The sequence below is a fragment of the Cryobacterium sp. Hb1 genome (genome assembly GCF_004403585.1).
In the GTDB taxonomy this organism is placed as follows: Bacteria; Actinomycetota; Actinomycetes; order Actinomycetales; family Microbacteriaceae; genus Cryobacterium; species Cryobacterium lyxosi.
On sequence record NZ_SOHI01000017.1, the window covers coordinates 1 to 14,306 of the forward strand.

A 14,306-nucleotide genomic window follows, 5' to 3' on the forward strand; every position below is an offset into this window, starting at 1 on the left:
ACTGCGCCGTCATAGCCAAAACCACCACCATCATCGACTTCCAACGCAACTACTACACCGACAACTCCATCGTCACCATCAAAAAAGGCTAACCACCCCCGCTAACCACCCCAGAACTCCCTCGCAGGAACACCAGGCGGGCCCCACGTGCACACAGCACGCGAGGCCCGCCTCTTCGCGCACCCCAACCCAGCACGTTGTCTTCCGGGGTGCCACGCCATCGACAAGCCGGAACGAATGGCGCGCAATCCTCATGATCTACTACCCTCGACTCATCACGGTCTTTTTGAGGCGTTGGCCGCCACCCCGCAGCACCCAAGCATCCGGCGCTGAATGCACACTGACCCTCAATCGCAGGGAGAACAATGTCGCCCACTGCTCAGCTCCCACGGGCGCAGGAGAATAAACCGAGCGGCGTCCGTTCCGATATTCAAGGACTCCGTGCGCTCGCCGTCGTGGCCGTCATCTTCGACCATATCTGGGCGTGGCCGTCCGGCGGTTTCGTGGGTGTCGATGTCTTTTTCGTAATCAGCGGCTTCCTCATCACCGGACTACTGCTGCGCGAGCATGAGCGAACAAATCACATCTCTTTCACGGTCTTCTATCAACGCCGCATCAAGCGCATCATCCCGGCAGCGACGCTCGTTTTGTTGGTCACCCTTGGCACGGCATTGCTCTTGTTCAACAGGGGCCGGTTTGACCAGACGTTCTGGGATGCGATCTGGGCATTCTTCTTCACGGCGAACTGGCACTTCGCTGCCGCCGGCACGGACTATTTTCTGGCGGACGGCCCGATTTCTCCCCTGCAGCACTACTGGTCCCTCTCCGTCGAGGAACAGTTCTACTTTGTCTGGCCGGGGTTGATGCTCGCCGTGTTGATTGTCGCCGCCAAAGCGGGAGTCAATCGTCGACGTCTTGTCACCGGCGTCGTCATGGCACTCATCATCGTCGTGTCGTTCGGGTGGGCCATGTTTGACACGCAAGCCCACCCGACCTTGGCCTATTTCTCCACCTTTACACGGGCTTGGGAACTCGGTGTGGGCGCGCTCATCGCCATAACGTCGCCGTGGTGGTCACAGATTCCAGCGCGAGCGCGTCCGATTCTCGCGTGGGTAGGATTGCTCGGCATCGTCTTCTCGATCTTCGTCATCAATGAAACCTTGCCTTTCCCTGCGCCGTGGGCTGTGCTCCCGGTCGTCGCCGCAGCCCTCGTTATCGCAGCCGGCATCGGGGGTGAGCAGCGCTTCCTCTATCCGCTGACTAACCGGGTCAGCGTCTACCTCGGCAACATTTCCTATTCCCTGTACCTCTGGCACTTTCCGGTCATCATTCTGGCCGGCACGCTGATTTCGCCGTCTTCGCCTCGGTACTATGTCCTCGTTCTCGTGGGTATCGCGGTGCTTTCGGTGCTCGCCTACAACCTGGTCGAGCGGCCCCTGCATAAATCACCGTGGCTCGGCGGCAAGACGTCCCGCCAGCGCCGCCGTCTTGAGTGGTCCACCTGGCGGCGACAGCACGGCCCCGCCCTAAAACGCAACGGGCTTGCCGGCGCCACGCTCGTGGCTTTCGGTGTCGTCTTCCTCGCAATCCTCCCGTCGCTGTCACCCAACCCCGCAGCTGGCTACGTGCCGGCGGCTCCCAGAGATTCGACGGCTCCCTCCCTAGCGCCGCAGGCCGACGCCGTACAGGCACAGCTTTCATCGGCGCTATTGGCTTCAACGTGGCCGGAGTTCAACCCGCCCATCGTCAATTTGGCCGATCAGCGTGTTCCGCAATGGACCGAAAATGGCTGTCTGAACGTCACCGATCGCAATTTCGATCTGTGCTCCTACGGCGCAGCTGTTCCAACACGCACCGCCGTCGTGCTGGGCGATTCCATCGCCACCAGCTGGCTTCCGGCCGTGATTTCGGCGCTCGAACCCCTCGGCTACTCGATACAGGCACTCACCAAGGAGAGTTGCCCCATCGCGCGAACGGATGTCCTCGACCCGCGTGCCCGGGACAAAGTGTTTGACGAGTGTGGATCATTCACCGACTGGGCGCAGCAGAAGGTGCGGCAACTGGACCCTGACCTGATCATCCTCTCCGATTCCTTTCTCTCCATCAAACGACTGGCGTCTCAGGCTGAAGGGCCGGCCGCGGAATCCGAATGGACCGCGGCCTACGCGGCCGCGCTTGCCGAGCTGCCCGCACGCGCGTCGAAAGTCAGCCTTATGACCCCTCCCGGTGCAGAAAATCTGCAGTCGTGTTACACCCCCTTGTCTCAGCCGGGCAATTGCATCCGTTCGATTCAAGACGACTGGAAGGTTCTTCTTCGTGCCGAAGCGAGCGCCGCGACCTCGGTTGGCACGACGTTCATCGACACCCAGTCCTGGTTCTGCATTGAGGCTCTATGCCCCGCCTTTGTTGACAAATCAGCCGTGTACGCCGACTCCAGTCATCTCACCGCGACCTACAGCGAAAGCATCGGTGCAGTGCTCCAGGAGAAACTGCAGTCCCTCAAGATCGCTCCGCCGAGCGCCTAGTGTCGGGTCCAGTGTCGGGTCCAGCGCCGGGTGGTTTTCGGGGCTGCCGGCAATATCATTCCGGGTCGACACCCGCCGTTTTCCCACCGGGCAGATGTTGAGCGCTCGCGGCACCGTTGAGGGAAGAGGGCACCGGTTCCTTGGGGTGCGCTCGTCCCTAGACGGTGCCGCGAGGGCGGCTGGCGTCCGCTTTATGCGCGCGCCGCGCCTTCGGCGCGCTTCCGTCGCACCGCGGTCGTGGTGACGAAGGTCAGCCCGAGCAGCAGCGCGGCGGTTCCGCCCGAAATCGCCAGCACGGAGGCGTCATAGCCCGTGGAGGCAAGCCCGACGTAGCCCACGTATTCCTCTGCGGAGCCGACATACCCCGCGTCCGGAGGAACAACGGCGCCGGTCGCCTCCGGGCTCGAACTGCCGTTCGGAACGTACGTTACAGCGGATGCTGCGGCTGGCACAGCGAAGACGGCCAGCGTGGCGAGGGCGGTAATTGCAAAAAGCTTCTTGAGCATGAGAGATTTCCTGTCAGAACGGTCGGTTCGGCACGGATCGAGGTGAATGTGTGCCTTGAACGCCTCATACCGTAGCGATTTCTACCGTAGATATCTACGGGTTGCTGACAAATTCTCATTGAAAATATTGTGCGGTACGCTCCCGGGCCGTCGCCTCGCTTGTCTGGCCTGCTACGCGTACGTGCGCGAGGTGAAAGTTTCGCCGAAGGAGTCGAAATCGGTCAACGGATCCACCCCTCACGCGCCTGTAGTGTGGCAAGGGGGCACATTGCCCCTTGAGTGAAAGACGATCCATGCCCGATCTCGTTCTGCGCTCCGTCACGCAGCCCGGCGACAGCACGCTCTGCGACGTGCATATCTCCGACGGGGTCATCACGCAGATCGCGCCTACACACACCAAAACGGATGCCCCCACCGTCGACCTCGAGGGCCGCACCGTCATCCCCGGCCTGTGGGATGAACACGTGCACATGACCCAGTGGGCGCTCGCCGGAGCCCGGTTCGACCTCTCCGCAGCCTCTTCGGCCCATGAGGCGCTCGGGCTCGTGCGCGCGCAGATCATCACGGCCGCGCAGCCGACCCCGTTGATCGGAGTCAGATTTCGCGACGCGACCTGGGCTGACTGGCCGACCCTGCACGGCCTCGATGAGGCGACAGAGGGGCATCCGACCGCTTTGATCAGTCATGACCTGCACTGCGTCTGGCTCAACAGTGCGGCCGCTGTGCGTTTTGACGTGTACGTCGACGAGTCCGGCTTGCTGAGGGAGCAGGCCGCGTTCGACCTCACCCTGGCACTCGGCCAGCTGCCCGACGCCGAAGTCGACGTTCTGACCGCCCAGGCCGGGAGTCGGGCCGCCGCCCGCGGTGTCGTCGGTGTCGTCGACTTTGAAATGACCTGGAACCGTGACCCGTGGCAGCGCCGCATCAGCAACGGATTCGATGCCCTTCGCATCGATGCCGGCGTCTACGTCGCCGACCTTGACCGCGCCGTCGACGAGCGGATGCACACCGGCGACCTCATCGCAGATACCCGCGGCCTGCTCAGCGTAGGGCCGCTCAAGCTGCTCATCGACGGGTCGCTGAACACCCGCACGGCCTTTTGCGTCAACGAATACCCGGTCGGTGGGCACGGGGTGCTCGTCGTGGGCGAAGACGAGCTCACCGAGATTCTGTTGAAGGCGCGGGAAGCCGGGCTGCTGCCCGCGGTGCACGCTATCGGCGACGCGGCCAACACCGTCGCGCTCAACGCCTTCGAGCGCGCCGGCACCATCGGCCGTGACAACCCCGGCGGCACGACCGGCCGCCCGCGCGTGGCCGGCCGCATCGAACACGCCCAGTTTTTGCAGGCTCAGGATTTCGCCCGCTTTGCCTGCCTGGGCGTCACGGCAAGCGTGCAGCCGGAGCAGGCCCTCGACGACCGCGACGCCATCGAATCCAACTGGGCAGACGGAGCCGACCGCGTTTTCGCTCTGCGCTCGCTGCTCGACGCCGGCGCCACCCTCGCCTTCGGATCCGACGCCCCCGTCGCCCCCCTCGATCCCTTCACCGCCATGAGCGCAGCGTCGTCCCGGGCTCGTAGTGACGGCCGAGAGCCCTGGCGCCCCGACCAGGTCATCACCCGCAGTCAGGCACTGGCCGCGTCAGCTCGCGGCCGCACCCGCCTGCGCGTTGGCGATGTCGCCGACCTTGCCGTCCTCGACGGTGACCCGCTACAGGTATCCGATACCGTCTTTGAACGGATGCCCGTGGCTGCCACGCTGCTCGCCGGCCGCGCTACCCACGGCGCCGCCCTGTTCGGCGGCTGAGGGCAGGCCTACCCGAACCGTCCAGACACGTAGTCCTCGGTCGCCTGCACGGTCGGGTTCGAGAAGATCGTCGTGGTGTCGTTGTATTCGATGAGCTTGCCCGGCTTGCCGGTGCCCGCAATATTGAAGAACGCCGTACGGTCAGACACCCGCGACGCCTGCTGCATGTTGTGCGTCACGATCACGATCGTGTACTCCTGCTTCATCTCTTCGATGAGGTCCTCGATGGCCAGCGTCGAGATCGGGTCGAGCGCCGAACACGGCTCGTCCATCAGAATCACGTCGGGCTCGACGGCAATGGCGCGGGCGATGCACAGTCGCTGCTGCTGCCCACCCGACAGCCCCGATCCGGGGCGCCCCAGGCGATCCTTCACCTCGTTCCACAGGTTGGCGCCGCGGAGGGCCTTTTCGGTGAGGTCGTCGGCATCTGTTTTCGACATGCGACGGTTGTTGAGCTTCACGCCGGCCAGCACGTTGTCCTGGATCGACATGGTCGGAAACGGGTTGGGTCGCTGAAAGACCATGCCCACCTGGCGACGCACGAGCACGGGGTCAACGCCCGGTCCGTAGAGATTGTTGCCGTCGATGAGCACCTCACCCTCGACGCGGGCGCCGGGGATGACTTCGTGCATGCGGTTGAGCGTGCGAATGAATGTGCTCTTACCGCAACCGCTCGGCCCGATGAACGCGGTCACCGTGCGCGGCTCGATGACGATCGAGACACCCTCGACGGCCAGAAAATTGGTGTAATACACGTTGAGGTCGTTGACTTCGATGCGCTTGGACATAGGTCCCTTTCTATACTGAATGAAAAATTAGCGGCCCAGTTTGGGCGAGAACCAGTAGGCGATCAGGCGGGCGAGACCGTTGAGCAGCATCACGATCACGATCAGGGTGAGCGCCCCGGCCCAGGCCCGGTCCACGTAAGACTGCGCGTCGGCGCCCTGGTTGGCGTATTGCGTATACACGAACACCGGCAGCGTCATCATGCGTTCGCTGAACAGGTCGTAGTTCATGCTCGACGTGAACCCGGCAATGATCAGCAGCGGAGCCGTCTCACCGATCACGCGGGCGATCGACAGCATCACGCCGGTGACGATTCCGGCAATGGATGTCGGCAGCACGACCTTGAGAATGGTCAGCCACTTCGGCACCCCCAGGGCAAAAGCCGCCTCGCGCAGTTCATTCGGCACGAGCTTGAGCATCTCTTCGCTCGAGCGCACCACCACGGGAATCATCAGCACGGTCAGTGCGATGGACCCACCGAAACCAAAGCGGATACCCGGGTCGTTGAACAAAAGCGCAAACAGCGCGAAGGCGAAGAGCCCGGCGACGATCGAGGGGATTCCGGTCATCACGTCGACGAAGAATGTGATGGCCCTGGCGAGTCGGCCACGGCCATATTCAACGAGGTAGATCGCGGTGAGCAGCCCGATCGGCACCGAGATGAGCGTGGCAACGCCGGTAACCAGCAGGGTGCCGATCACCGCGTGCAGCACGCCGCCGCCGCCGCCGACCACGTTGCGTTGTGACTCGGTGAAGAATGTCGGCGTCAGAAAGGCGGGAAGCCCATTCACGACGGTGGTGTAGACGATCGAAGCGAGCGGCAGCAGAGCAATGATGAATGCGGCCGTCACGAGTGCTGTGATCAACCGGTCCATGGCCTTGCGCGAGCCTTCCACCAAGCGAGAGAGTACGTAAATGGCCACGCAGTAGAGCACAGTGCCGAACACGACCGTGCCCACCAAGTTGAAGCCGTCGACCGTGCCCGATAGGTAGAGCATCGCAAAGAAGGCGGCCGAAACAGCCCAGCTCGCGAGCAGTACCCACAGTGACGACCGCCGGGGTAGCTTGCCCGCGGTGAGCGAGTTCGTGAGCGGCGAAGCTTCCAGAACGGATGACATCAGTTGGCTCCCGAAAATGCCTTACGGCTGTTGATGATGACCCGGGCCAGCATGTTCACGAGCAGTGTCACGATGAACAGAACGAGGCCGGTCGCGAGCAGAATATTCACGCCGACACCGTGCGCCTCGGGAAAATTGAGTGCGATATTCGCCGCGATCGTGTTGGAGTTCTGTGACGTGAGTAGTTGGAAGAAGACGTCGGGGCTGGGGGAGAGCACCATGGCCACGGCCATGGTCTCGCCGAGCGCACGGCCGAGGCCGAGCATCGAGGCCGAGATGATGCCCGGCAGGCCGAACGGCAGCACGGCCATACGAATCATTTCCCATCTGGTGGCACCCAGGGCCAGCGCAGCCTCTTCGTGCAGCAGGGGAGTCTGCAAAAAGATCTCGCGGCAGATGGCGGTGACGATCGGCAGGATCATTACGGCGAGCACCACAGAGACGGTCAAGATCGTTCGTCCGGTGCCCGAGACAGGACCGGCGAAGGGAAGGAACCAGCCGAACCAATCGACGAGGGTGGTGTAAAACGGCTGCAGGAGAGGGGCCAGGACGGTGATGCCCCACAGGCCGAACACGACCGAGGGAACGGCGGCCAGCAGGTCGATGAGGTAACCGAGACCCTGCGCGAGCTTGCGCGGTGCAAAGTGTGAGATGAACAGGGCGATACCAATGGCGATCGGAACGGCCATGAGCAGCGCCAGGATGGCCGAGTAGACCGTGCCAAAGACGAGCGGGCCCACGTACGACCAGAAATTGGTGACGTCCCCGCTGAAATCGGCTGGCCCCGCGACGAACGCCGGCAGGCTCTCGACGAGCAGAAAGATGGCCACGGCGGCGAGCACGGCGAGGATCAGGCTTCCGGAAATCACGGTGGCCGACGAGAAGATGCGGTCGCCGGGGCGTTGCCTGGCCTTGATGGTCGTGGCGGCAGCGGTGGTCATGCCGGTCTCCTAAAAAGCGTCGAGCTGGTGAAAGTACGTGAAACGGGGGTGCGATGCGGCTGGACGCAACTGGCCGTACACCCCAGTCTGCCCGATCTGCCCTCGCAGGTGTGCGAGAACAGACCGGGCAGGTGTGTGGAGTTGTTACTTGACGGTCGCGAGAACAGCGGCGACGTCGGCTTCGAGCTGGTCCGTCAGCGGTGCGACTCCGGCGGATTCTTCAGCAACAGCCTGGCCGGCAGCGCTGGCGATGTACTCGATGTAGGCCTTGACGAGCTCGCCCTGTGCTGCATCGGCATATTCGTTGCAGACAATCGCATAGCTCACCAGAACGAGCGGGTATTCCGCCGGGTTGGTGGTTTTGCGGTTCAGCTCGAGCGCCAGGTCATCGGCAGCCCGGTCGGCCACGAGAGGCGATCCGGCGACAACCTCGGCCGCGGCTTCGGGGGTATAAGCCACGAACTCGCTGCCGACCATGAGCTTGGCGGTGCTGAGCGTGCCGGCCTGCGATGCGTCAGCGTAGCCGATGGTGCCCACGCCGTTGGTGACGGCAGAGACGACACCCGAGGTGCCCTGTGCGCCATCACCCGTGGAGAACGGGAACGTGTCCGAAGCCTTTTCGGTCCACACGTCGGGTGCGGTCTGGCCCAGGTAGTCGGAGAAGTTCTTGGTGGTACCCGAGTCGTCCGAGCGGTGCACGGCGGTGATCGGGGTGGCCGGCAGGGTTGCGTCGGGGTTCAGGGCGGCGATCGCGGCGTCGTCCCAGCTGGTGATGGTGCCGGCAAAGATCTTGGCGAGCGTGCTGGAATCGATGTTGAGCTCGTCAACACCGTCGACGTTGAAGATCACGGCGATGGGTGAGATGTAGACCGGCAAATCGACAGCCTTGCTGTTCGGGGCGCAGGAGGCAAAAGTGCCGGCGAGCTCGTCGGTGCTCATGTAGGAGTCGCTGCCGGCGAAGTCGGTGCCGCCGGCGATGAAGGCTTCGCGACCCGCGCCGGAACCGGTCGGGTCATAGTTGATCGTGACCTCGGGGTTTGCGGTCTGGAATCCAGCGCGCCAGGCTTCCTGCGCTGCGCCCATCGAGCTGGCGCCGGCGCCGTTGAGCGTGCCGGTGAGGGTGCTGGCGGATGCTTCGTCGGACGCCGGGGCGGCTCCTTCGTTTGCGGCACAGGACGAGAGAGCAAGACCTGCGGCAATGGCGATGACCGCGGGGCGGCCGAAACGCTTGAAGTTCACGTGTATTCCCTTTCAGGGTTTTGACAAGACTGTGTGTGCTTATACAAGCCGGTGCTGGCCCGTAAACGACGTTAGGGATTTGAAGTAACCATCGCCCGACCTATTGGTAAACAGAAGGTAAACGAGAGATAACGCTTGAAGCATCTGCGGCCCTCATCAGTGGGGTCTCGCGCGTGATCCGACGATGCTCGCGACTTCCGCACCGGCACGCGTCACGCGCCAGCTGACCGGCCTAGGCCGTCGCGGGGTATGTTTCTATCGCGAGGATGCCGGCCGCCGGATTCTCCGACGACAAGTGCACGATCGTGAATCCACCGGTGTCCAGGTTCGCTGCCTCCGACAGTGCCGACGACGTCTGGCTTCCCGTCGCGAGCGCGATCTCGCGCAAAATCTCCGGCAGTACGGGCCCGTGGCTGCAGAGCACGGCCGTCTTGCGGGCCCGCACGCGCTTGCCGACGACGCCGCGAACATCCGCTTCGTCACTTTCGAGCGCGTCCTGGCTGATGAGGTCGGTCTGCTTGATCGGGATACCCGTGGCGGCAGCCAGCGGCGCCACGGTCGTGACACATCGCGTTGCCGTGCTCGAGATTATGCGCAGCGGGCGCCACGCCGTGATCGTGTCGACCAGGCTCGCCGCCTGCTTCACGCCGCGAGCGGTCAGCGGACGACGCGCGTCGGGCAGGGCGCCGGTGCGCGGCGCCGCCTTGCCGTGCCGCAGCGCGATCAGTGCGAACGTACGGGTCACCCCAGCGTCGACCAAAGCGGAGAACGCCTCGAGAATGGTGACGTCAGCCGGGTAGCTCAGATAGGTACGCGCCTTCTTGATGGTGACCCATTCAATGGCGGCGACCTCACCGTTCGGCACAAAGGTGGAGTGCGCGATGGCATCGGGCGTAATCTCGGCGGCCCAGTAGTGCACGATCTTGGTGCGGCCGTCTGGCATGTCGTAGTGCGACACGCCGAGCGGCACACCGAGGGCCACGGCCAGCCCGGTCTCTTCCTCTACTTCGCGCACCGCGGTGCGGGGCAGCGTTTCGCCCGGGTCCACCTTGCCCTTGGGAATGGTCACGTCGCCGTGTACCGTGCGGTGGATCAGCAGTACCTGCATGCGACCCTCGACCAGTCGCCAGCAGACGGCGCCGGCGGCGTAAACGGCGGGGTCGTTAGCCTTGACGGCCACTAGCGACGTCCGGTCGGCCGCTTGCGCGCACTGATTTGCCGCATCAGCTTGTTCTGCATATCGCTCAGGTGCCCGCCCTTTTCGTCGACGTCGTGGCGGGTCCACTGGCCGGTTTCGTCGAGCCACCAGCTTGACGTGCGCGGATCCATCGCTCGCTCGAACAGTTCGTCGATCTCGACCAGGTGCTCAGGATCGACCAGCCGCACGAGCGCCTCGACCCGGCGATCGAGGTTGCGGTGCATCATGTCGGCGCTGCCGATGTACACCTGGGTGCCGCCGAGACTGTGAAAGGAGAAGATGCGCGAATGTTCCAAGTACCGGCCCAAAATCGACCGCACCCGAATGTTCTCGCTCATGCCCGCGACGCCGGGTCGCAGGCTGCAGATGCCGCGCACCCAGACGTCTACCTGTACGCCGGCCTGGCTGGCCCGATACAGCGCGTCGATGATGGCCTCGTCGACCATGGAGTTGACCTTGATCCGGATGCCACTCGTCTTGCCGTCGAGCGCATTCTGGGTCTCGATCGCGATGTGTTTGAGCAAGGCCTTCCGCAGGTGCAACGGAGCGACCAGCAGTCGCTTGAACTTCTTCTCGATGGCATAACCCGACAACTCGTTGAACAGGCGGGTGAGGTCTTTGCCAACCTGGGCATCGGCTGTGAGCAGTCCGAGGTCTTCGTAGATACGGCTGGTTTTGGGGTTGTAGTTTCCTGTGCCGACGTGGCTGTAGTGCCGCAGCACGCCCTTCTCGTAGCGCACCACGAGGGCGAGCTTGCAGTGTGTCTTCAAGCCCACCAGGCCGTAGACCACGTGCACGCCTGCCTTCTCGAGTTTGCGGGCCCAGGTGATGTTCGCCTGTTCGTCAAATCGGGCCTTGATCTCGACCAGGGCGAGCACCTGCTTGCCGCTGTCGGCGGCGGCGATGAGTGCCTCGACGATGGGGCTGTCGCCCGAGGTGCGGTACAGCGTCTGTTTGATGGCGAGCACGTTCGGGTCGGCGGCGGCCTGCTCGAGAAAAGCCTGCACGCTCGTCGCGAACGACTCATAGGGATGGTGCAGCAGCACGTCGCGGTTGGCGACCGCTGCGAAGATGTCCTGCTCGGCGTTCGGCTCGCTCGGCAGCAGCTGAGCGGCCGTTGTGGGCACGTGCTTGACGAAGTGCAGGTCCGGGCGGTCGATGCGCAGGTCGAACAGGCCGCCGAGGTCGAGAGGCGCTGGCAGGTGATAGACCTCCTGCTCGGTCACGTCGAGTTCACGCACGAGCAGCCCGAGGGTGACGTCGTCCATGTCCTCGGTGACCTCCAGCCGAATGGGCGGGCCAAACCGGCGGCGCAGCAGCTCTTTCTCGAGCGCTTTGATCAGGTTCTCGGTTTCGTCTTCGTCGATTTCGACGTCTTCGTTGCGGGTGACCCGAAAGACGTGGTGTTCCAGAATTTCCATGCCCGGGAACAGGTCGCCGAGCTGGTTGGCGATCAGGTCCTCCAGCGCGATATAGCGGATGCAGTCGACCGACTCGGTGCGATCCACCCGCACAAAGCGCGGCAACATCGGCGGTACCTTGAGCCGGGCGAACTCCTGCTTGCCGGTCTTCGAGTTGCGCACCCGCACAGCCAGATTCAGTGACAGGCCGGAGATATAGGGAAACGGATGCGCCGGGTCGACTGCGAGGGGCATCAGCACCGGAAAGATCTGGTTCGAGAAGTAGGTGCGCAGTGATCGGCGATCGGCGTCATCCAGGCTTTCCCAGGCCACGACGTCGACCCCGGCGTTGGCGAGGGCGGGGCGCACGAGTTTCTGGAAGGCGAGGGCGTGGCGATTCTGCAGGGCGTGGGCGGCCGCCGAGATGTCGCTGAGCACGTCCTGGGCAGCTCGACCCACGTTGGTCGGTACCGCGAGCCCGGTGAGGATACGACGTTTCAGACCAGCGACACGCACCATGAAGAATTCGTCGAGGTTACTGGCAAAGATGGCCAGAAAGTTCGTGCGCTCCAGCACGGGCAGACTCTCGTCCTCGGCCAGTTCGAGAACGCGCTGGTTGAAGGCGAGCCAGCTCAGTTCGCGGTCGAGGTAGCGGTCGTCGGGCAGCGCCGGGTCAAGTTTTTCGATAAGTGGGTCAAAGTCGTCATCGAAGTCTGTGAGTCCCGAGTCTGCTTGGGTGATTTCGCCGTCCATCTGACCATCCTGACACCCTTGGTCACGTCACCGCGACGAACGGGGTGAACGTCTGGCGAAATAATCCGGCAGCCGTTGACTTTTCGGCTTGTCGCGTGTCACGCGCGCGCAGGACTGCTCCCCAACTTTGGTTTTCTTCCGGCCGCGACCCGCATGGCGACCCGTGAGGTGCCTTCAGTCGGTGACGCGGCGGTACTGCACGTCGACCGTGTGGTCGACAAACCCCAGCGTCCGATACAGATGCACCGGTCCGAAGCTGTCGGCCTCGACATAGAGCGAGGCGGTCGTGCAGCCAGCGTCGGCCAGGTGGTGCAGACCGGCCTGCATGAGCACTCGTCCAAGGCCGCGGCCGGCGGCATCCGGATGCACCCCGACCACATAGATCTCGCCGATCGTCCCATCGACCTTGAGCCAGTTGTAGCCGATCATGCGGCCGGCGGCGTTGCGTAAAATCAGAAAGTCGTTGGCGTTGAACCACGACTCCGCCTGCCGCGCCGCCAGGTCAGCCTCGGTGATAGCGCCCTGTTCCGGGTGTGCTGCAAACACGAGCGCGTTCAGCGCCACCCACTCCGGCTCGTCAATTCCCACCCGGAACGCCGAAATATCTTCATCAGTGGACGGAGCGGATGCCGTCGCCTCGTCAAGCAGGGGCTTCCGCAACTCCAGCAACGTGCGCGCAGCGACGAAGTGAAGCTCGCTCGCGAGCGCCCGGGCTGCTGGATGATCGCCGTGCGACCAGGCGGTCACGCCATCCGGCTCGGTTTGCGCGAGATCGTGCGCCGCAGTACGGCCATACCCGCGCCGCCGATAGTTCGGGCTGATCACGAGGTCAATCTCGCCCGGCCCTCCCAGCGACGCCCCGACGACGAGTTCGTTCATTCGCACCAGATAGGCGGTACGCCGGCCCGCCTGCAGGTCATACAGCGCCTGCTCGTTGAATGGCGCGTAGCCGTCGAAGGCCAGCGCGGAATCGGCGACCTGGTGAAAGGTAGCCAGCCCAGCGGCATCCGCGGTACTAAGCGCGGACAGAATTGGGAACCCGCTCATCGTTTTCTTCGTGCACAGTGAAACGGTAGCCGACGTTGCGCACCGTGCCAATGAGCGACTCCTGGTCGCCGAGCTTGGCGCGCAGGCGCCGCACGTGCACGTCAACCGTGCGGGTTCCGCCGAAATAGTCGTAGCCCCACACCTCGCTCAGCAGCTGTTCGCGGGTGAAAACGCGCGACGGATGCGCGGCCAGAAACCGCAGCAACTCGAACTCCTTGTAGGTGAGGTCGAGCGGCTTGCCGTGCACCTTCGCCGAATAGCTCGCTTCGTCGATGACCACTCCGGCGGCACGAATCGTGTTCGACGGCACCGTGTGGGCGAGGCGCCCTGCGGTCAGGCGGATGCGGGCATCCACTTCGGCGGGACCGGCCGTGTCGAGAATGACGTCGTCGACGCCCCAATCGGGGCTGACAGCGGCGAGGCCGCCTTCGGTGACCACCAGCAGCAGGGGAGTGGAGCTGTTCATGGTCCGCAGAATCTGGCACAGCGACTTGGCCGCGGCGAGGTTGCTGCGGGCGTCGACCAGAATGAGATCTGAATCGGGCGCATTGATCAGTTGATCCGCCTGGGCGGGAATCAGTTTCGCGCTGTGTGACAGCAACGCCAGGGCGGGGAGCACATCATTGTTGGCCACCGAGGTCAGGATCAACAACTGCGCCACTCGCGCCCTCCAAGTATCTCGAAATTTATACTAGCGTGCCATGAAACGCGGGCGGTCAGGCAGAATAGACACGTGAGCTGGCACTGGAAAACGATCGCGACCGTGTGGGTACTGGCAATTGCGGGCGCAATTCTTACCGCGATTCTCGCCACCGACGGGTCGGAGATCAGCTGGATCGGCCTCACACTGGCTGTCTGCACTCTCGTGACGCTGGGCCTGCAGATCGCCACCCGAACCAAAGAGGGCTACGTCAAAAGGGTCACCATGAGCATCACCGGAGCCATCGTTATTCTGGTGGTGGCCACGATCGTCGTCTCGATCTGACCG

12 protein-coding genes are annotated in these 14,306 nt (G+C 63.6%); 3 read left to right on the top strand and 9 right to left on the bottom strand.

Annotation, left to right across the window (positions count from 1 at the left end; all coding sequences use genetic code 11):
- Positions 1 to 365 precede the first annotated feature (365 nt).
- Positions 366 to 2,525 carry an acyltransferase family protein gene (locus tag E3T38_RS05985; protein ID WP_134547079.1) on the top strand — a complete coding sequence of 720 codons (2,160 nt, stop codon included), beginning with the start codon at positions 366 to 368 and terminating at the stop codon, positions 2,523 to 2,525.
- A 191-nt stretch (positions 2,526 to 2,716) separates the two neighbouring features.
- On the opposite strand, the gene E3T38_RS05990 is transcribed toward E3T38_RS05985, so the two are convergent.
- Positions 2,717 to 3,031, bottom strand: coding sequence for a hypothetical protein (locus E3T38_RS05990; RefSeq protein WP_134547081.1), 315 nt, complete (start codon positions 3,029 to 3,031; stop codon positions 2,717 to 2,719).
- Between the two features lie 293 nt (positions 3,032 to 3,324).
- Here E3T38_RS05990 and E3T38_RS05995 point away from each other — a divergent pair, with 293 nt between their 5' ends.
- Entirely contained in the window at positions 3,325 to 4,836 is a 1,512-nt protein-coding gene (locus E3T38_RS05995; protein WP_134547083.1) for an amidohydrolase family protein, read from the top strand.
- Positions 4,837 to 4,844: 8 nt separating this feature from the next.
- On the opposite strand, the gene pstB is transcribed toward E3T38_RS05995, so the two are convergent.
- The 8 genes from pstB to E3T38_RS06035 all read right to left on the bottom strand — a co-directional run bounded on the left by pstB (position 4,845) and on the right by E3T38_RS06035 (position 13,979).
- Positions 4,845 to 5,624 (bottom strand): phosphate ABC transporter ATP-binding protein PstB, encoded by a 780-nt coding sequence (gene pstB / locus E3T38_RS06000; protein ID WP_134547085.1) that lies wholly within the window; start codon positions 5,622 to 5,624, stop codon positions 4,845 to 4,847.
- A 27-nt stretch (positions 5,625 to 5,651) separates the two neighbouring features.
- Complete coding sequence (gene pstA / locus E3T38_RS06005; protein WP_134547087.1) at positions 5,652 to 6,740, bottom strand: phosphate ABC transporter permease PstA; 1,089 nt, start codon at positions 6,738 to 6,740, stop codon at positions 5,652 to 5,654.
- Positions 6,740 to 7,681, bottom strand: coding sequence for a phosphate ABC transporter permease subunit PstC (pstC, locus tag E3T38_RS06010; protein ID WP_134547089.1), 942 nt, complete (start codon positions 7,679 to 7,681; stop codon positions 6,740 to 6,742). Before pstC ends, pstA begins: the two co-directional genes overlap by 1 nt.
- Before the next feature lie 144 nt (positions 7,682 to 7,825).
- Entirely contained in the window at positions 7,826 to 8,920 is a 1,095-nt protein-coding gene (gene pstS / locus E3T38_RS06015) for a phosphate ABC transporter substrate-binding protein PstS (RefSeq protein ID WP_134547091.1), read from the bottom strand.
- 232 nt (positions 8,921 to 9,152) lie between these two features.
- Positions 9,153 to 10,100 (bottom strand): NUDIX hydrolase, encoded by a 948-nt coding sequence (locus E3T38_RS06020; protein WP_255452728.1) that lies wholly within the window; start codon positions 10,098 to 10,100, stop codon positions 9,153 to 9,155.
- Positions 10,100 to 12,271, bottom strand: a complete 2,172-nt coding sequence (locus tag E3T38_RS06025; RefSeq protein ID WP_134547093.1) for an RNA degradosome polyphosphate kinase — start codon at positions 12,269 to 12,271, stop codon at positions 10,100 to 10,102. Before E3T38_RS06025 ends, E3T38_RS06020 begins: the two co-directional genes overlap by 1 nt.
- A 174-nt stretch (positions 12,272 to 12,445) precedes the next feature.
- Entirely contained in the window at positions 12,446 to 13,318 is an 873-nt protein-coding gene (gene mshD, locus E3T38_RS06030) for a mycothiol synthase (protein ID WP_134547095.1), read from the bottom strand.
- On the bottom strand, positions 13,287 to 13,979 hold the full coding sequence (locus tag E3T38_RS06035; RefSeq protein ID WP_134547097.1) for a response regulator transcription factor: 693 nt from the start codon (positions 13,977 to 13,979) through the stop codon (positions 13,287 to 13,289). The genes mshD and E3T38_RS06035 overlap by 32 nt, the downstream gene beginning before the upstream one ends.
- Positions 13,980 to 14,051: 72 nt before the next feature.
- Between E3T38_RS06035 and E3T38_RS06040 the strand changes: the two genes are divergently transcribed.
- Positions 14,052 to 14,303 carry a hypothetical protein gene (locus E3T38_RS06040; protein ID WP_134547099.1) on the top strand — a complete coding sequence of 84 codons (252 nt, stop codon included), beginning with the start codon at positions 14,052 to 14,054 and terminating at the stop codon, positions 14,301 to 14,303.
- The last annotated feature ends 3 nt before the right edge of the window (positions 14,304 to 14,306 follow it).